Origin of the sequence: Pantoea sp. Tr-811 (assembly GCF_011752535.1) — a bacterium.
GTDB lineage: Bacteria > Pseudomonadota > Gammaproteobacteria > Pseudomonadales > Pseudomonadaceae > Aquipseudomonas.
Genome location: NZ_VWXJ01000004.1, coordinates 101298 through 118430, shown reverse-complemented (window position 1 = coordinate 118430; position 17133 = coordinate 101298). Strand labels below are relative to the sequence as shown.

At 66.0% G+C, this 17133-nt stretch carries 12 protein-coding genes; 8 read left to right on the top strand and 4 right to left on the bottom strand.

What is annotated here, in order from left to right; translation table 11 throughout:
• The first annotated feature begins 226 nt into the window (after nt 1-226).
• From glnE to F3J44_RS07555, 8 genes are all read left to right on the top strand, one after another.
• Complete coding sequence (gene glnE / locus F3J44_RS07590; protein WP_167271511.1) at nt 227-3160, top strand: bifunctional [glutamate--ammonia ligase]-adenylyl-L-tyrosine phosphorylase/[glutamate--ammonia-ligase] adenylyltransferase; 2934 nt, start codon at nt 227-229, stop codon at nt 3158-3160.
• A 180-nt stretch (nt 3161-3340) separates the two neighbouring features.
• The gene (gene waaF, locus F3J44_RS07585; protein WP_167271509.1) at nt 3341-4390 is read left to right on the top strand and encodes a lipopolysaccharide heptosyltransferase II; all 1050 of its coding nucleotides are present in this window, start codon (nt 3341-3343) and stop codon (nt 4388-4390) included.
• On the top strand, nt 4391-5449 hold the full coding sequence (waaC, locus tag F3J44_RS07580) for a lipopolysaccharide heptosyltransferase I (protein ID WP_167066343.1): 1059 nt from the start codon (nt 4391-4393) through the stop codon (nt 5447-5449).
• Nucleotides 5449-6573 (top strand): glycosyltransferase family 4 protein, encoded by a 1125-nt coding sequence (locus tag F3J44_RS07575; RefSeq protein WP_167271507.1) that lies wholly within the window; start codon nt 5449-5451, stop codon nt 6571-6573. The genes waaC and F3J44_RS07575 overlap by 1 nt, the downstream gene beginning before the upstream one ends.
• Complete coding sequence (gene rfaP, locus F3J44_RS07570) at nt 6570-7376, top strand: lipopolysaccharide core heptose(I) kinase RfaP (RefSeq protein ID WP_167271505.1); 807 nt, start codon at nt 6570-6572, stop codon at nt 7374-7376. Before F3J44_RS07575 ends, rfaP begins: the two co-directional genes overlap by 4 nt.
• Nucleotides 7376-8110, top strand: a complete 735-nt coding sequence (locus F3J44_RS07565) for a lipopolysaccharide kinase InaA family protein (protein ID WP_167271503.1) — start codon at nt 7376-7378, stop codon at nt 8108-8110. The genes rfaP and F3J44_RS07565 overlap by 1 nt, the downstream gene beginning before the upstream one ends.
• On the top strand, nt 8107-8859 hold the full coding sequence (locus F3J44_RS07560; protein WP_167271501.1) for a lipopolysaccharide kinase InaA family protein: 753 nt from the start codon (nt 8107-8109) through the stop codon (nt 8857-8859). Before F3J44_RS07565 ends, F3J44_RS07560 begins: the two co-directional genes overlap by 4 nt.
• Nucleotides 8859-10301: a lipopolysaccharide kinase InaA family protein gene (locus tag F3J44_RS07555; protein ID WP_167066358.1), complete on the top strand. Its 1443-nt coding sequence runs from the start codon at nt 8859-8861 to the stop codon at nt 10299-10301. Before F3J44_RS07560 ends, F3J44_RS07555 begins: the two co-directional genes overlap by 1 nt.
• On the opposite strand, the gene F3J44_RS07550 is transcribed toward F3J44_RS07555, so the two are convergent.
• The 4 genes from F3J44_RS07550 to F3J44_RS07535 all read right to left on the bottom strand — a co-directional run bounded on the left by F3J44_RS07550 (nt 10262) and on the right by F3J44_RS07535 (nt 16986).
• Nucleotides 10262-13054, bottom strand: coding sequence for a dermonecrotic toxin domain-containing protein (locus tag F3J44_RS07550; protein WP_167271499.1), 2793 nt, complete (start codon nt 13052-13054; stop codon nt 10262-10264). The two genes, F3J44_RS07555 and F3J44_RS07550, sit on opposite strands and share 40 nt — an antisense overlap.
• 71 nt (nt 13055-13125) lie before the next feature.
• On the bottom strand, nt 13126-13299 hold the full coding sequence (locus F3J44_RS07545; protein WP_167066363.1) for a hypothetical protein: 174 nt from the start codon (nt 13297-13299) through the stop codon (nt 13126-13128).
• Nucleotides 13296-14408 carry a PepSY domain-containing protein gene (locus tag F3J44_RS07540; RefSeq protein WP_167271497.1) on the bottom strand — a complete coding sequence of 371 codons (1113 nt, stop codon included), beginning with the start codon at nt 14406-14408 and terminating at the stop codon, nt 13296-13298. Before F3J44_RS07540 ends, F3J44_RS07545 begins: the two co-directional genes overlap by 4 nt.
• Nucleotides 14409-14553: 145 nt before the next feature.
• The gene (locus F3J44_RS07535) at nt 14554-16986 is read right to left on the bottom strand and encodes a TonB-dependent siderophore receptor (RefSeq protein ID WP_167271494.1); all 2433 of its coding nucleotides are present in this window, start codon (nt 16984-16986) and stop codon (nt 14554-14556) included.
• Nucleotides 16987-17133 lie beyond the last annotated feature (147 nt).

Here is a 17133-nt window from a genome sequence, read left to right as displayed (position 1 = left end):
GGGTAGTAGTAATACTACACAAATGCGACGTTTGGTCGCACCTCGGCTTGTGAGGAAAAACGTTCATGTTGGTTGGCGATGTGTCGCGAACGGGTGGTTCTTGATGTTTCATGCCAATGATTCGTTTTTTTCAGCTATTTCCAACTTTTGTATGACAGTCCAACCGTGGTCCGGCTTCCCCTTGGCCGCAATTTCCCCTCCATTTCACGCCGATCAAGGATAGACCATGCGCCTACCTTTGCCGCCCGAACTGCCCCTCACCCTGCAACCGTTGGTCGCGCGCAACCAGCAGTTCCTCAGCGATGCCGTGGCCGGCCACGCCGAACTCGACCCACAGGCCTGGAGCCAGGCCCTGCGCCTGCAGTTCGACCAGGTGGCCGCTGCCAGCGACTTCGTGCTGGGCCTGGTGCAACGTGAGCCTGCGCTGCTGTTTGGCCTGATCGCCAGTGGCGAGCTGGCGCGCCGCTACAGCCCGGGCGAGCTGCGCGGGCAAATCGCCGCAGCGGCGCAGGCGGCGCAAAGCGAGGAGGAGCTGGCGCGCAACCTGCGCCGTGAGCGCAACCGCCAGCAACTGCGCATCATCTGGCGCGATGTCACCCGCCAGGCCGAGCTGGGGGAAACCTGCCGCGACCTGTCCGACCTGGCCGACGCCGCCATCGACGAAGCCTACCAGTGGCTGTACCCGCGCCACTGCCAGCAGTTCGGCACGCCCATCGGCAACCGCAGCGGCCAGGCGCAGCAGATGGTGGTGCTGGGCATGGGCAAGCTGGGCGCGGTAGAGCTGAACCTGTCGTCGGACATCGACCTGATCTTCGCCTTCCCCGAGGGCGGTGAAACCGAGGGCGTGAAGCGCTCGCTGGACAACCAGGAATTCTTCACCCGCCTGGGCCAGCGGCTGATCAAGGCGCTGGACCCGGTGACCGTCGACGGTTTCGTGTTCCGTGTCGACATGCGCCTGCGCCCCTACGGCTCGGCCGGTGCCCTGGTGCTCAGCTTCAATGCCCTGGAGCAGTACTACCAGGACCAGGGCCGCGACTGGGAACGCTACGCGATGATCAAGGCGCGGGTGGTGGCCGGCGACCAGGCTGCCGGTGCGCAACTGCAGGAAATGCTGCGCCCGTTCGTGTACCGCCGCTACCTGGACTTCTCGGCCATCGAGGCGCTGCGCACCATGAAGCAGCTGATCCAGCAGGAAGTGCGGCGCAAGGGCATGGCCGACAACATCAAGCTCGGCGCCGGTGGCATTCGCGAGGTCGAGTTCATCGCCCAGGCGTTCCAGCTGATCCACGGCGGGCGCGACCTGAGCCTGCAACAGCGCCCGCTGCTCAAGGTGCTGGCGACCCTGGAAGGCCAGGGCTACCTGCCGGCGGCGGTGGTGGCGGAGCTGCGCGAAGGCTATGAATTCCTGCGTTACACCGAGCACGCCATCCAGGCCATCGCCGACCGCCAGACGCAGATGCTGCCGGACAGCGAGCTCGATCGCGCGCGCGTGGCCTACATCCTGGGCTTTGCCGACTGGCAGGGCTTCCAGGACCAGCTGACCTACTGGCGTGGCCGGGTGGACTGGCACTTCCGCCAAGTGATTGCCGACCCGGACGACGAAGAAGGCGAGGGCGAACTGGTGGTGGGCGGCGAATGGTCGCCGCTGTGGGAGCAAGCCCAGGATGAAGAAGCGGCAGGCCGCCAGCTTGAGGAGGCCGGCTTCAAACAGCCCGCCGAAGCCTTGCGCCGTCTGGCCGCGCTGCGCGCAAGCCCGCAGCTGCGCTCGATGCAGCGCATCGGCCGCGAACGCCTGGACGCCTTCATCCCGCGCCTGCTGGCTCAGGCTGTGGAACATGCCAACCCAGACCTGGTACTGGAGCGTGTGCTGCCGCTGGTCGAGGCCGTGGCGCGGCGCTCGGCCTACCTGGTGCTGCTCACCGAAAACCCCGGAGCCCTGCGCCGTTTGCTGACGCTGTGCGCGGCCAGCCCGTGGATCGCCGAACAGATCGCCCGCTACCCGTTGCTGCTCGATGAATTGCTCAACGAAGGCCGGCTGTTCAGCCCGCCGTTGGCGCCGGAATTGGCCGCCGAGCTGCGCGAGCGGCTGACGCGCATTCCCGAGGACGACCTGGAGCAGCAGATGGAAGCGCTGCGCCACTTCAAGCTGGCCCACAGCCTGCGGGTGGCGGCGTCTGAAATCAGCGGCAACCTGCCGTTGATGAAAGTCAGCGACTACCTCACCTGGTTGGCCGAGGCCATTCTCGACCAGGTGCTGGCCCTGGCCTGGCGCCAGACCGTGGCCCGCCACGGCCAGCCCAAGCGCAGCGACGGCAGCCTGTGCGACCCAGGCTTCGTCATCATTGGCTACGGCAAGGTCGGCGGACTGGAGCTGGGCCATGGTTCGGACCTGGACCTGGTGTTCATCCACGACGGTGACCCGCAGGCCGAAACCGACGGCGCCAAGCCCATCGACAGCGCGCAGTTCTTCACCCGCCTGGGCCAGCGCATCATTCACCTGCTGACCACCCAGACCAACTCCGGGCAGCTGTATGAAGTCGACATGCGCCTGCGCCCCTCGGGCGCGGCCGGGCTGCTGGTCAGTTCGTTGGGCGCGTTCGAGCGTTACCAGCAGAACGAGGCCTGGACCTGGGAACACCAGGCCCTGGTGCGCGCCCGCGTGCTGGTGGGCTGCAAGCAGGTGGCAACGGCGTTCGAGGGCGTGCGTGCCAAGGTGCTGGGCCAGGCCCGCGACCTCGGCAAGCTGCGCACCGAGGTGAGCGAAATGCGCGCCAAGATGCGCGACAACCTGGGCACCAAGGCAACCGTTGCCGGCACCGCGGCCAATGCCTTCGATGCCGGGGTGGCGTTCGATATCAAGCAGGATGCCGGCGGTATCGTGGATATCGAATTTATGGTGCAATACGCCGCTTTGGCCTGGTCCCACGACCATCCGGCCATACTCCGATGGACCGATAACATCCGCATTCTGGAAGAGCTGGAGCAGGCAGGTTTGATGCCGGCCAGTGACGCGGTGCTGTTGCGTGAGGTGTACAAGGCGTTTCGCTCGGCGTCGCACCGCCAGGCCCTGCAGAAGCAGGCCGGGGTGATCGACGCGGCGCAGTTTGCCGATGAGCGCCGTGAAGTGCGGCGGATCTGGGGGGAACTGGGCCTGAGCTGATACCGTGCTGGTTTCTTCGCGGGGCAAGCCCGCTCCTACAGGGACCGCACCGGCCTGTAGGAGCGGGCCCCGCGAATGGACCCTGCGAGTGGTACACTGTCCGCCACATAGCCTGAATATAAAGAGGGGAGGCCAGGCTGTATGCAGCCTGTAGCCTCCCCGAGCGTTTCTGGACTAAGCATGAGAATACTGATCATTGGCCCCAGCTGGGTCGGCGACATGGTGATGGCGCAGACCCTGTTCCAGTGCCTGAAACAGCAGCACCCCGACTGCGTGATCGACGTGCTCGCCCCCGAGTGGAGCCGGCCGATCCTCGAACGCATGCCCGAGGTGCGCCAGGCCTTGAGCTTCCCGCTCGGCCACGGCGCGCTGGAGCTGGCCACGCGGCGGCGCATCGGCAAGTCCCTGGCCGGCCAGTACGACCAGGCCATCCTGCTGCCCAACTCGCTGAAATCGGCGCTGGTGCCGTTCTTTGCCGGCATTCCCAAACGCACCGGCTGGCGCGGCGAAATGCGCTTTGGCCTGCTCAATGACGTGCGCAAGCTGGACAAGGCACGCTACCCGCTGATGATCGAGCGCTTCATGGCCCTGGCCTACGCGCCCGGCACCGAACTGCCGCAGCCCTACCCACGCCCAAGCCTGCAGATTGAAGCGCAAAGCCGCGAGGCGGCCCTGGGCAAGTTCGGCCTGGCCCTGGACCGCCCGGTGCTGGCCCTGTGCCCGGGCGCCGAATTCGGCGAGGCCAAGCGCTGGCCGAGCGAGCACTATGCCGCCGTGGCCGACGCGATGATTCGCCAGGGCTGGCAGGTGTGGCTGTTTGGCTCGAAGAAGGACCATCCGGTGGGCGAGCAGATTCGCGACCGCCTGATCCCAGGCTTGCGTGAAGAGTCCTACAACCTGGCGGGTGAAACCTCGCTGGCCGAGGCCATCGACCTGATGTCCTGCGCCGATGCCGTGGTGTCCAACGACTCGGGCCTGATGCACGTGGCCGCCGCGCTCAACCGGCCGCTGGTGGCGGTGTACGGCTCGACCTCGCCGGGCTTCACCCCGCCGCTGGCCGAGCAGGTTGAAGTGGTGCGCACCGGCATCGATTGCAGCCCGTGCTTCGACCGCACCTGCCGCTTCGGCCACTACAATTGCCTGCGCCTGCTGGAGCCGGGCAAAGTCATTGCCGCCCTGCACAGCCTGGGCGGGCCGAACCTGATTGACACCTTGGCCGAGGCCGACTAAGTGCGGGTACTGATTATCAAGACCTCGTCGCTGGGGGACGTGATCCACACCCTGCCGGCGCTTACCGATGCCGCCCACGCCATCCCGGGCATCCGTTTCGACTGGGTGGTGGAAGAAGGCTTCGCCGAGATCCCCAGCTGGCACCCGGCGGTGGACAAGGTCATTCCGGTGGCGATTCGCCGCTGGCGCAAGAACCTCTGGCAGACCATCAAGAGCGGCGAGTGGAAGGCGTTCAAGCAGCGCTTGCGCGAGCACACCTACGACCTGGTGATCGATGCCCAGGGCCTGGTCAAGTCGGCCTGGCTGACCCGCTACGTGAAGGCGCCGGTGGCTGGCCTTGACCGCTATTCGGCCCGTGAAGGCTGGGCCAGCCGTTTCTACGACCGGCGCCTGTCGGTTGCCGTTGGCCAGCATGCCGTGGAGCGTGTGCGCCAGCTGTTCGCCATGGCCCTGGCCTACGACCTGCCCGAGGGCATCGGCAACTACGGCCTGGACCTCGACCGCCTGCAACTGCCGCCGGCGGCGCCCTACGTGGTGTTCCTGCACGGTACCACCTGGGCCACCAAGCACTGGCCCGAAGCCTACTGGCGCGAGCTGGCCGAGCGCCTGGGCCAGCGCAAGCTGCAAGTGCGCCTGCCCTGGGGCAACCCGGCGGAGAAAGCCCGCGCCGAGCGTATCGCCCAGGGCTTGAACAATTGCCAGGTGCTCCCCAAGTTGAACTTGGCAGGCGTTGCCCGCGTGCTGGCGGCGGCCAAGGCCTGCGTTGCCGTGGACACCGGCCTGGGTCACCTGGCCGCGGCACTGGATGTGCCGACCATTTCGCTGTTCGGCCCGACCAACCCGGGCCTGACCGGCGCCTATGGCCGGGTGCAGGTGCACCAGGCCAGCGACTTCCCCTGCGCCCCGTGCCTGCAGAAGAAGTGCACCTACAAACCGAGCGCCGACGACCTGCGCCGGTTCGATATCAAACGCGAGTGGCCGCTGTGCTTCACTCGCCTGAATCCCGAGCATGTGGCGAGCCGCCTGAGCGCGCTGCTGCTGGCTGAGGATGTTCGTTGATGCAACTGGCTTTCGTGCTTTACAAATATTTCCCCTTCGGCGGGCTGCAGCGCGACTTCATGCGCATTGCCCTGGAGTGCCAGAAGCGTGGCCACCAGATCCGTGTGTACACGCTGATCTGGGAAGGTGACATTCCGCCGGGCTTCGAGGTGCTGGTGGCGCCGGTGAAGGCGATCTTCAACCACCGCCGCAACGAGAAGCTCAGCGCCTGGATGGCCGCCGACCTCGCCAAGCGCCCGGTCGACCGCCTGATCGGCTTCAACAAGATGCCGGGGCTGGACGTTTACTATGCCGCCGACGGCTGCTTCGAGGACAAGGCCCAGACCCTGCGGGGTGGCCTGTACCGCCGCTGGGGCCGCTACCGGCACTTTGCCGAGTACGAGCGCGCCGTGTTCGCCAAGGACGCGCACACCGAAGTGCTGATGATTTCCGAAGTGCAGCAGCCACTGTTCATCAAGCACTACGGCACCCCCGTGGAGCGCTTCCACCTGCTGCCGCCGGGCATTTCCCAGGACCGCCGGGCACCGGCCAACGCCGCCGAGATCCGCGCCGAGTTCCGCAAGGAATTCAACCTGGGCGATGACGACCTGCTGCTGGTACAGATTGGCTCCGGGTTCAAGACCAAGGGCGTCGACCGCAGCCTCAAGGCCCTGGCCGCGCTGCCCTCGGCCCTGCGCAAGCGCACCAGGCTGATGGTCATCGGCCAGGACGACCCCAAGGTGTTCCAGCTGCAAAGCGCCACCCAGGGGCTGGGCGAGCAGGTGCAGTTCCTCAAGGGCCGCAGCGACATCCCACGCTTCCTGTTGGGCGCCGACTTGCTGATTCACCCAGCCTACAACGAGAACACCGGCACCGTGCTGCTTGAAGCCCTGGTGGCCGGGCTGCCGGTGCTGGTGTCCAAGGTGTGCGGTTATGCCCACTACATTGCCGAGGCCAACAGCGGCCTGGTGCTGGACGAGCCGTTCGAGCAGGAACAGCTCAACGGCCACCTGCAGCGCATGCTCGAAGACCCGCAGGCGCGTGCCGATTGGGCGCGCAATGGCCTGGCCTTCGCCGACACCGCCGACCTGTACAGCATGCCCCAGCATGCTGCCGATGTGATTCTGGGGCAGGAGACTGCATGAAGCTGAAGCTGGCCGAACCGTTCAAGCGCCTGTGGGCCGGGCGCGACCCCTTCGAGGCTGTGGAGGCGCTGCAGGGCGAGGTGTTCCGCGAACTGGAAGGCCGCCGCACGCTGCGTACCGAAGTGGAGGGCGAAGGCTACTTCGTGAAGATCCACCGGGGCATCGGCTGGGGCGAGATCTTCAAGAACCTGCTGACCGCCAAGCTGCCGGTGCTGGGCGCCGGCCAGGAATGGCAGGCCATCGAGCGCCTGCATCAAGTGGGCGTGCCGACCATGACCGCCGTGGCGTATGGCGAGCGGGGCAGCAACCCGGCTGCCCAGCATTCGTTCATCGTCACCGAGGAGCTGGCGCCGACCATCAGCCTTGAAGACTACAGCATCGACTGGGTTCGCCAGCCACCTGAGCCACGCCTCAAGCGTGCGCTGATAGCCGAGGTGGCGAAAATGATCGGCACCATGCACCGCGCCGGGGTCAACCACCGCGACTGCTACATCTGCCATTTCCTGCTGCACACCGACCGCCCGGTGACGCCGGACGACTTCAAGCTGTCGGTGATCGACCTGCACCGCGCCCAGACCCGCCCTGCCATCAGCCGCCGCTGGCGCGACAAGGACCTGGCCGCGCTGTATTTCTCGGCGCTGGACATCGGCCTTACCCGGCGCGACAAGCTGCGCTTCTTGCGCGGTTACTTCCAGCGCCCGCTGCGCCAGGTGCTGGCCGAGGAAGCGGCGCTGCTCGCCTGGCTGGAGCGCAAGGCGCAGAAGCTTTACGACCGCAAGCTACGTTATGGGGATGCACTCTGATGGCGGGTTGGACACTGGCGCCGGGCTATGAGCACCTGGCGGCGGACTTCGGCAGCCTCGATGCGGTGTTCGCCATCAAGGGCGAACGCCTGACCCGCGACCCGCTCAGCGAGGTCATTCGCATCGAGCGCGACGGGGTCAACTATTACGTCAAGCGCTACACCGGCGCCGGCAAGCACATGCGCCGCTACCTGGGCCGCCCACGGATCAAGGCCGAGTGGCAGAACCTCAAGCAGTTCGCCAAGTGGGACATCCCTACCGCTGAAGTGGTGGCCTGGGGCCTGGAGCGCAATGGCCTGGCCTTTGGCCGGGGCGCCATGGTCACCCGCGAGCTGCCGCGCACCGAAGACCTGTCGGCCCTGGCCGAGCGCAACGACCCGCGGCTGGCCGACCGCCTCTGGGTCGACAAGCTCAGCCGCCAGCTGGCGCGCCATACCCGGGTGATGCACGAACACCGCTTCGCCCACAACGACCTGAAGTGGCGCAACCTGCTGGTCGACGACCTGGGCACGCTATTCTTCATCGATTGCCCCACCGGCGATTTCTGGCGCGGCTTCATGTGGCGCCACCGGATGATCAAGGACCTGGCGTGCCTGGACAAGGTCGCCAAATACCACCTGTCGGCGACCCAGCGGCTGCGTTTCTACCTGCAGTACCGCGGGCGCCAACGCCTGAACGCTCGCGACAAGCGGCGTATCCGCCAGGTGCTGAGCTTCTTCGAGGGAAGGGAATGACCGATTACCTGGCCAGCGCGGAGCTCGCGCTGCTCAAACGCCATGGCTTGAACGACTTCGAGGCGCTGTGGGCGCTGCAGCTCGACGCCGTGGACGAACCCAACACCGGCCGTGGCGGCTGGAGCAGCGTCTATCGGCTGGAGCTGGAGGGCAAGGGGTACTACCTCAAGCGCCAGAGCGACTACCTGACCCGCACCCTGCACAGCCCGTTCGGCGAGCCCACCTTCGCCCGCGAGTTCCGCAACATCAGCCGCTACCAGAAGCTGCGCATTCCAGCGCTGCAGGCGGTGTTCTACGGTGAGCGCAAGCAGGGCGGCAAGCACCGGGCCATCCTCATGACCCGCGCCCTGGACGAATGGCGCGACCTGGACGGCCTGCTGGCCGAGTGGGCGCAGCTGGACGCTGGCGCGCGTGCCGGCATCCTCAAGGCCTGTGGCCGGCTGGCGCGCACCCTGCACGGGGCTGGCCAGGTGCATGGCTGCTTCTACCCCAAGCATATTTTCCTGCGCCAGCGCCGCGAAGGCTGGGAAGCCCAGCTGATCGACCTGGAAAAGACCCGGCCGCTGCTGTTTGGCATGCGTGACCGCCTCAAGGACCTGGAGCCGCTGCTGCGCCGCGCGCCGGCATGGGCCGAGGCGGAGGTGCGCGAGCTGTTGGCTGCCTACCTGGAACAACCCGCCAGCAGCCCGCTGGTGGGCACCTGGCTCAAGCGCCTGACGCAACGCCGTCGTGAAAAAGAGGCCCGCTGATGCGTTTGTCTGAACTCAAGGACGCTGGCCGCAGCCCGTCCTTGCCCCTGAGCATTACCCTGGCCGATGCCGCAGGCCCAGCCGACCTGCAACTGCTGAGCCTGTTGCGCGTGTTGCCCGGCCAGCGCTATGTCGGCGCCGGCGTCTGGCGCGGCACCCCAGTGCTGGCCAAGCTGTTGGTCGGCAGCAGCGCCGCCCGGCATTTCCAGCGTGAGCTGGACGGCGTGAAGCGGCTGGCCGAGCAGCGCCTGACCACCCCACAACTGCTGGCCGATGGCCTCAAGGAAGGCGAGGGCGGCTGGCTGTTGTTCGAATACCTCGACGGTGCGCAAAGCCTGGCCGATGCCTGGGCGGCGGTAGAGCAGTTGCCGGTGCTGGCCGACGAGCAGCACCTGGTGTTGGGCGAAGCGTTGACCGCCGTTGCCCAGATGCACGCCCAGGGCCTGTGGCAGGAAGACCTGCACCTGGACAACCTGCTGCGCCATGGCGGCAAGCTGTACCTGATCGACGGCGCCGGCATCAAGGCCGAAACCCCCGGCCAGCAGTTGTCGCGGCCACGGGTACTGGAAAACCTCGGGGTGTTCTTCGCCCAGTTGCCCAAGCGCCTGGAGCCGTTCATCGAGGAGTTGCTGGTGCACTACCTGCTGGCCAACGCCGAGCATGCGCTGCCGATGGAAGCGCTGCAGAAGCAGGTGGACAAGGTGCGCAACTGGCGCCAGAAGGACTACCTGGAAAAGGCTGGCCGTGAGTGCAGCCTGTTCAGTGTCGAACGTAGCCTTTCAGGCCTGCGGGCGATTCGCCGTGGCGAGGTCGAGGCCATGCTCCCGGTGCTGGCGCGGGCCGACGAATTGATCGACCAGGGCCATTTGTACAAGACCGGCGGCGCCGCCAGCGTGGCCCGCATCGACGTCGATGGCCGCACGCTGGTGCTCAAGCGCTACAACATCAAGAACACCGCCCACTGGTTCAAGCGCTTCTGGCGCCCGAGCCGGGCCTGGCATTCCTGGATCGAAGGGCATCGCCTGGAATTTCTCGACATCGCCACGCCGCGCCCGCTGGCCGTGCTGGAGCAGCGGGTGATGGGGCTGCGCAGCCGCGCCTACCTGGTGACCGAGTACGTCGATGGCCCGGACCTCACCGCGTGCTTTGCGCCCTATGTGGAAAACGGCGATGCACCTGAAGAGCAGGTCGATGCCCTGGTGCAGGTGATGCAGCAGCTGATTCGCGAGCGCATCAGCCATGGCGACTTCAAGGGCCATAACCTGTTCTGGCACAACGGCCAGTGGTCGCTGATCGACCTGGACGCGATGTGCCAGCATGCCACCCAGCTCAGCTTCGCCCCGGCCTTTGCCCGTGACCGGGCGCGGCTGCTGCGCAACTGGCCGAGCAGCAGTGCCCTGCATCAGCGGCTCGACCGGCTGTTGCCACGGCTGGCCGAGTAAGCGCCGGGCAGCGCCAGCCAACTGCTGCTGCGCCCCGCCTGGCGCACGCGAATGCGCCATTGCGCGTCCTGCCAGCGCAGCACCGCCCAAGGCACCACCCCGGCCCCCGTGGCCTGGGGAATGGGCAAGTGGTAGTGCCCGGGCAGCAGGTGGCGGCGTAGCGGCAGCTGGCCGCCCGGGGTTTGCAGGTAAAGCTGCCCATCGACGCTGAACAGGCCGCTGGCATCGCTGGCGGTGGCGTCGGTAATCGGCTCGGGTAGGCGGCAATCGTCGAACAGGCGCTTAAGGTCCGGCAGGCCGTCGTGCCAGAGCAAGGGCGAGTCGATGACCCAGTTGCCATCGGCCAGGCGCTTGACCGGCTGCGTCAGGTAGGCATCCGGGCGGTCGGGGTCGATGGCCCGCCAGCGGCTGCCGTCGAACGACACCTTGAAATAGCGCCCCTGGGCATCCTGCACGAAATACTCGGACAACCCCTCGACCGTCGAGGCCTTCTCGTAGACTTCTTCGCCATACAGCCCGTCGATGCGGTAGCGCAGGTTGCTGGTTTCAGGTGTGACGGCGAAGCGCAGCGGCAATGGCAAGGGCGGTTGCTTGGGCATGCCGCGCAGTACCCGGCGCATCAGCCCGGTGCTGAGCAGGCTGGTGCCGGCATCGTTGAAATGGCTCAGGGCGTTGTAGGCGTGGCTGAGCACTTCGTTGAGGTCTTCATTGCGGTAGGCCGCCACGCCGTTCCAGATTTCCAGGGCCATGCGCCCCAGGGCCAGCGGGATCATCACTTTTACCGGCAGGAAGATGCTGATCAGGTCGAGCAGGGTCCAGCCCAGCTTCAACGCCTGTTCGGCATCGGACTCGGCGGTGCTGTGGCTGTTGGCGTCGGCGGCGGCCAGCATGGCGCGCACTTCGGCCCTGTAGCAGGCCAGGAACAGCTCGTCGGTGATGGCTGGGGTTTGCAGCACTTTGCCCAGGCGGCCCTTGAGCAACAGGCCCTCGACCTGTGCGCTGGGCAGCAGGGGCAGGCGCTGGGCGAGGTAGCTGCGCAGTGCCGGCTTGTTGCGCAGCAGGCGTAGCAGGGCGCGGGTATTGGCGAACGAGCGCCAGGCGCGCCGGTCGGGGGCGTCGGGGGTGTAGAGCACGAACGAGGTGTCGTTGGGGGATTCGCTGGCGAGCAGTAGCAGGCCTTGCAGCGTATTGCCATCGACCAGCAATTGCCGGGCAATCACCGGGTGGCCGTCTACCCGTGGCCGTAGGGTGTTGTGCGGTTGTGCCAGCACCTGCTGCACCCAACGGTAGTGCCGCTCGGCCCAGTCCGGGGCCAGGTGCCCGGCATAGCGTGCCTTGGCCATTTCGGCGCGCATGCGGGCGTAGTTGACCTTGCGGTGGGCCTGCAGCCGCCAGATGCCCAGTGGTGAATCAAGCAACTGGGTGCGCAGGTAGCTGGCGTAGCTGTCGCCGACATTCAGGTTCCTGACCAGCGCCTTGACGTAGCCCGGGGTTAATCCGGCCGGCAGGGCAGTGCCGTCGGCGGTGCTTACCCGCGCTGTCAGCCAGTAGTCGTAGTCGAACCAGGCCACATTGCGCACGGCCAGTTCGTCCAGTGGGTAGCGCGCGCGATAGGCTTCGACCAGCTCGCCGCCTACGCGCTCGAAACCACGCCAGGTCACATAGGAGGAGGGTTGCAAGGGGTTGAGCCAGGGGCCCGTCTGGCGGGTGTGGGTGACCGTGATGTAAATGGCGGAAGGCTCGATGGCCAGGCCCAGGTCGTTGCGCAGCTGTTCTTGCACCCGCTCCCGCGCCCAGCGTTGCAGGGTTTCACGCTGCTGGAACTGGCGCAACGTAAGGATACCGGGGGCCGCGACCTGCTCACCGGCCGCCACCAGTTCCTGCATGCCTTGCATGATATGGGCAAGTGCTTGCGGGCTGGCCGAGCGCAGCCAGTTGGGCAGGTTCTGTTCGAGCAGGGCCGCATAGCGGCTGTCGAGCAGTACCTTGCTGCCGGCTTCCAGCTCCAGCGCCATGGCCTTGCGCAGCTGTTCAGCGGTTGGCGCAGGTTCGCTTGCCCAGGCTTGGTTCAGGCGCAGGCGCTGGGCTTCCAGCAAGTGCTCGACCTGCGCGTGCAGCGGGTCGTCGGCATACCATTCATAGCGCAGGCGGTCGGCCTGGCCGGCCTGTTCGATCTGCGCCGGGTCCACCAGCAGGCGCAACAAGGGGGCACCTTGCAGCGGGTCATCCAGGCGCTCGCACAGCTCCTGGTGCAGGTGGCCCAGGGTCGGGTAGGCCTCCAGGCCCTGGGCCAGGCCCCAGAGCAGCACCGGGCCGGTGGCCTGGTCGGCTTCAAGGTTTTGCCCTTCCTCGGTTCCGCTGACGATCACGAACATGCCAGGCAATGCCGCACGCCAGGCAGGGCGGCTACGTGAGAGCACCGGGCGGTAGGCCTGGGCACGCCCGGCGAGCGGTTGATGCCGGCGCTGCCAGGCGTAGGGCAGGTCGAGAAACAGGCTGAGGGTGTTGGCCAGTGCTGCGCTCAAGGTTTGGTCGGCCAGGCGCAGGTCGGCTTCGGCTTGCATCATCGCCCGGCGGATGTCGGCCAGCCGGGTCGTGCGTGAGCGGCCCTGGCTGTCGGCCTCGGCCCAAAAGGCGGCGAGGTCGCCATGCAGCTGCTGGCGTGTGGGCAAGGGTGAGGGAATGCCTGGCATGGTGTCGAGCAGGGCCAGGGCCTGTTGGTGCAGGAAGTTGATGCGTTGCAGGGGTAGCATGCGCCGCTCCTTGGATGAGGGAGCGGGCATGCTGAAAGGGGCGTGTGCTGGCCGGGGGGTAACCGGCTACCTCATTTGCACAGGCCGCGCAGGCTGAACCACGCCGGAAGGCCAAGCCCAAGCCAGGCGAGCATGTCCCAGGCGCCGTCACCCAGTAGCGCGGCGAACAGCCCCAGCGCCCCGAGCAAGGCAATGGCGGCGGGCCAGGCGAACACCTTGGCGGTGGATTGCGAGCGGTGGCTCATGCCCTGGCCTCCCGGGGGCGGCGGTGCTTGCCCAGCCAGAGGTACAGGCCACTGCCCAGGACGATGATGGTCAGCACGTCGAGCACGGCCCACAGTACCTGCATCGGGCGGCCGCCGTAGTCACCGAAATGCAGCGGTTGCGACAGGCCCATGGCGTCCATGTACCAGGGCCGCTCGCCCACGGCGGTGACTGCCAGGGTGCGGGCATCGATCAGCACGGGGGTGAGCAGGTGCGAGGTCAGGTGCGTGGCGCCTTTCATGAACACCGCGTAGTGGTGCTCGCTGGAAAAGCGTGTGCCGGGGAAGGCGATGAAGTCCGCGCGCATGCCGGGCGCGGCCCGTTCGGCGATGGCCAGCAGGCCGCTGGCGGGGGCGCGCTCGGCCAGCGGCGGGGCGTTTTGGTAGGGGGCGACCATGGCCGCCAGGCTGTCGTTGCGCCAGGCGGCGATCACCAGGTCGGACAGGGCGCTGATTACTCCGGTGACGCCGACGGTCAGCGCCCAGGCCAGGGTGACGATGCCGATCAGGTTGTGCAGGTCGAGCCAGCGCAGGCGCCGGGACTTGTCATGGCGCACGGTGGCAAATTCCAGGCGGCGCATGAAGGGCGCATAGAGCACGGTGCCGGAGACGATCGCGACGATGAACAGCACGCCCATGAAGGCCAGCAGCAGCTTGCCGGGCAGGCCTGCGAACAGGTCCACGTGCAGGCGCAGCATGAGCATCATGAAGCCGCCGTTGGCAGCGGGCATGGCCACGGCTTCGCCGGTGCGGGCGTCGAGCATGAAGGTGTGCGACGAATTGGGTTCGGTGCCGGCGGTGGCGGCGGTGATTGCCACGACGCCGTTGGGTTCGTCTTCGTCGAAGCCAAAGTATTGCATCACTTCGCCGGGGCGGTGCTGCTCGGCCTTGATGACCAGTTGCTGCAAGTCCAGGTGGGGGGTGTTGGCGGGCATTTCGCGCAACTCGGCGGCGTCGCCGAGCAGGTGTTCGAGTTCGTGGTGGAAGATCAGGGGCAGGCCGGTGAGTGCCAGCAACAGCAGGAACAGGGTGCAGACCAGGCTGCTCCAGGTGTGGATCACGGACCAGCGGCGGATGGTTGGGCTTTTCATCACGGTACCGTTTTTGTCTGTTGGAGCGGGGGGCTGCTTTGCAGCCCAATCGCGACCTTTGGTCGCTCCTACAGGGGGGCGATGTGTTTTCCCCGGTAGGAGCGACCAAAGGTCGCGATTGGGCCGCAAGGCGGCCCCGGCTCACTCAGAACTTATAAGAAGCACTGGCCACGACGCTGCGCTCGTCGCCGTAGTAGCAGTAGTACGAGTCACAGGTGGAGATGTAGTCCTTGTTGAACAGGTTGGTGGCGTTGACTGCCACCGACGCGCCCTTGAGGCTGGTGCTCAGGCGGCCCAGGTCGTAGTGCACGGAGGCATCGAACACGGTGTAGGCGTTGGCCTTGCCCAGGTAGGTGTTGGCCTGGTCGCCGTAGGTGTTGCCGGTGTAGCGCGCGCCACCGCCGATGCCGAAGCCATCGAGGATGCCGCTGTGCCAGGTGTAGTCGGCCCACAGCGAGGCTTGCTGGTTAGGCATCAGTTGCAGGCGGTTGCCTTTGTACTGGCCGTCCTGTACTTCCGATTTGGCCAGGGTGTAGGCGGCGGTCAACTTGAGGTTTTCGGTGACGTCGGAAACGGCTTCCAGTTCAAGGCCGCGTACCTTCACTTCGCCGTTCTGGCTTGTCACGCTGGTGTTGCCGTCATTGTTGGTGACCAGTACGTTTTTCTGAGTCAGGTCGTACACGGCCGCAGACAGCAGAGTGTTGGAGCCTGGCGGCTGGTACTTGATACCCAGCTCCCATTGTTTGCCTTCGGTTGGCTTGAACGAGCTGGTTGGGTCAACGTCCGCCTTGCTTGCCGGCTGGAAAGACTCGGCATAAGACAGATACGGCACGAAGCCAGAATCGAAGACGTAACTGATTGCTGCGTTACCGCTGAAGTTACTGTCGCGCTGAGTGTTGGTGGCATTGCCCTTGTTGAAGAATTTGGTGTCTGTATGTACCCAATCTTCGCGGCCACCTAAGGTCAGGCGCCAGTTGCCGAGTGCCATTTGGTCTTGGATGTAGACACCAGTCTGACGGGTTTTCTGGTCGTAGTCGTAGTAGGCGCCAGAACGGTCTGGACGGGTGATTGGCAAACCGTAAACGGGATTGTTGACGTTGATGCTTGGTGCAGTGCCGTAAATGGTCAGGAAATTGTTGTTGGTCCGCTGATGGTCCAGGCCGATCAGCAGGGTATGGCTGATGTCGCCGGTTTTAAAGTCACCCTGGAAGTTGTTGTCGACGGCGAATTGACTAATGTCCTCATCGACATTGGTGGTGCTGCGACCGACGTTACCGTCGTTATCCACCACCATGCCGTACTGGGGGAAGTAGCTATTGACGGTAATCGTCTGGAACGACAGGTCCGACTTGGTATAGCGCAGGTTCTGGTGGAACTGCCAAACGTCGTTGAAGCGGTGCTCGAAGGCATAGCCCAGGGCGTAGTAGGTGCGGTCGTAGTATTCGTAGTTCGGGTCGCCCAGGTTCTTGTGGTGCGAGATCTTGCCAAACGGCATGTCGATCTTGGTGCCTTGGATCGGCCGGAACTGGCTGGTGACGCCGGTATCGTCACGGGTGAACTGGGTGAGCAAGGTCAGCGAGGTGTCCTCGTCGATGTTCCAGGTCAGGCTCGGGGCGATGTTGTAGCGCTTGTCGTCGATATGGTCGATTTGCGTGCCGCCGTCGCGGATCACGCCGCTGACGCTGTACAGGAACTGGCCCTGGTCGTCGATCTTGCCGGTGCTGGCGAAGTTGATCTGGCGGTGGTTGTCGCTGCCGTACTGCACCTCGATTTCATGGGAGGCTTCGGCTTGCGGGCGGCGGCTGACCATGTCCAGCAGGCCGCCGGGCGGGGTTTGGCCGTAGATCGACGAGGCCGGGCCGCGCAGCAGGGCGAGGCGGTCGAGGTTCCAGGTTTCGGCTTTCGGGTTGGCGTACACGCCGCGCGGCAGGGGCAGGCCGTCGAGGAACTGGGTGGGCTCGAAGCCACGCACGCGCATCCAGTCGTAGCGGGTGTCGCTGCCGAAGCTGGCTGAAACGATACCCGGCATGTATTTCACCGCGTCGTCCAGGCTGTGCACGCCACGGTCGCTCATCTGCTGGCGGGTGGCCACGGAGATCGAGCGTGGCACCTCCACCAGGGCGGTGTCGGTCTTGGTGCCGACGGCGGTGCGCTTGGCCAGGTAGCCATCCACCGGGCCCCAGGCGCTTTCGCCAACGCTGGCGGCATTCACCGTGGTTTCCGGCAGGGCCAGGGCGCCCTCGGGCACGGCTACCAGGCTGTAGCTGCCAACGCTGCTCTGCTGCAGCTGCAAGCCGGTGCCGAGCAAGGCGGCCTGCAGCGCGCCGAGGCCGGTGTACTGGCCGTTGACCGGGGCCGACGTACGGCCACTGACCAGCGCCGGGTCGATGGCCAGGGCGATGCCCGACTGGCTGGCGATCTGGTTGAGGGTGGTGGCCAGCGGCGCGGCGGGCAGGTTGTAGGCGCGCGGTGCGGACTGCTCGGCGGCGAACAGGGCAGGGCTGGCAAGTGGTGCGGCCAGGGCGACGGCCAGGGCCATCAGGCTGGGACGCAGGATACGATCAACGGCACGGGACATTCAGCGGCTCCTCAAGGGATAAGTGCTAACTGCTTCCTTGCCGCACGAGAATTGGAAAGTGACAGGGGGAATCGGAAAAAAAGTGAGAATTATTTGAGGTTGGGATTTTCATGTGCCGGCCCTTTCGCGGGGCAAGCCCGCTCCTAC

Excerpts from the sequence above, each read along its gene's own strand:
- glnE (WP_167271511.1), top strand. The coding sequence starts at position 227 with ATGCGCCTACCTTTGCCGCCCGAACTGCCCCTCACCCTGCAACCGTTG.
- waaF (WP_167271509.1), top strand. The coding sequence starts at position 3,341 with ATGAGAATACTGATCATTGGCCCCAGCTGGGTCGGCGACATGGTGATG.
- F3J44_RS07575 (WP_167271507.1), top strand. The coding sequence starts at position 5,449 with ATGCAACTGGCTTTCGTGCTTTACAAATATTTCCCCTTCGGCGGGCTG.
- rfaP (WP_167271505.1), top strand. The coding sequence starts at position 6,570 with ATGAAGCTGAAGCTGGCCGAACCGTTCAAGCGCCTGTGGGCCGGGCGC.
- F3J44_RS07565 (WP_167271503.1), top strand. The coding sequence starts at position 7,376 with ATGGCGGGTTGGACACTGGCGCCGGGCTATGAGCACCTGGCGGCGGAC.
- F3J44_RS07560 (WP_167271501.1), top strand. The coding sequence starts at position 8,107 with ATGACCGATTACCTGGCCAGCGCGGAGCTCGCGCTGCTCAAACGCCAT.
- F3J44_RS07555 (WP_167066358.1), top strand. The coding sequence starts at position 8,859 with ATGCGTTTGTCTGAACTCAAGGACGCTGGCCGCAGCCCGTCCTTGCCC.
- F3J44_RS07550 (WP_167271499.1), bottom strand. The coding sequence starts at position 13,054 with ATGCTACCCCTGCAACGCATCAACTTCCTGCACCAACAGGCCCTGGCC.
- F3J44_RS07545 (WP_167066363.1), bottom strand. The coding sequence starts at position 13,299 with ATGAGCCACCGCTCGCAATCCACCGCCAAGGTGTTCGCCTGGCCCGCC.
- F3J44_RS07540 (WP_167271497.1), bottom strand. The coding sequence starts at position 14,408 with ATGAAAAGCCCAACCATCCGCCGCTGGTCCGTGATCCACACCTGGAGC.
- F3J44_RS07535 (WP_167271494.1), bottom strand. The coding sequence starts at position 16,986 with ATGTCCCGTGCCGTTGATCGTATCCTGCGTCCCAGCCTGATGGCCCTG.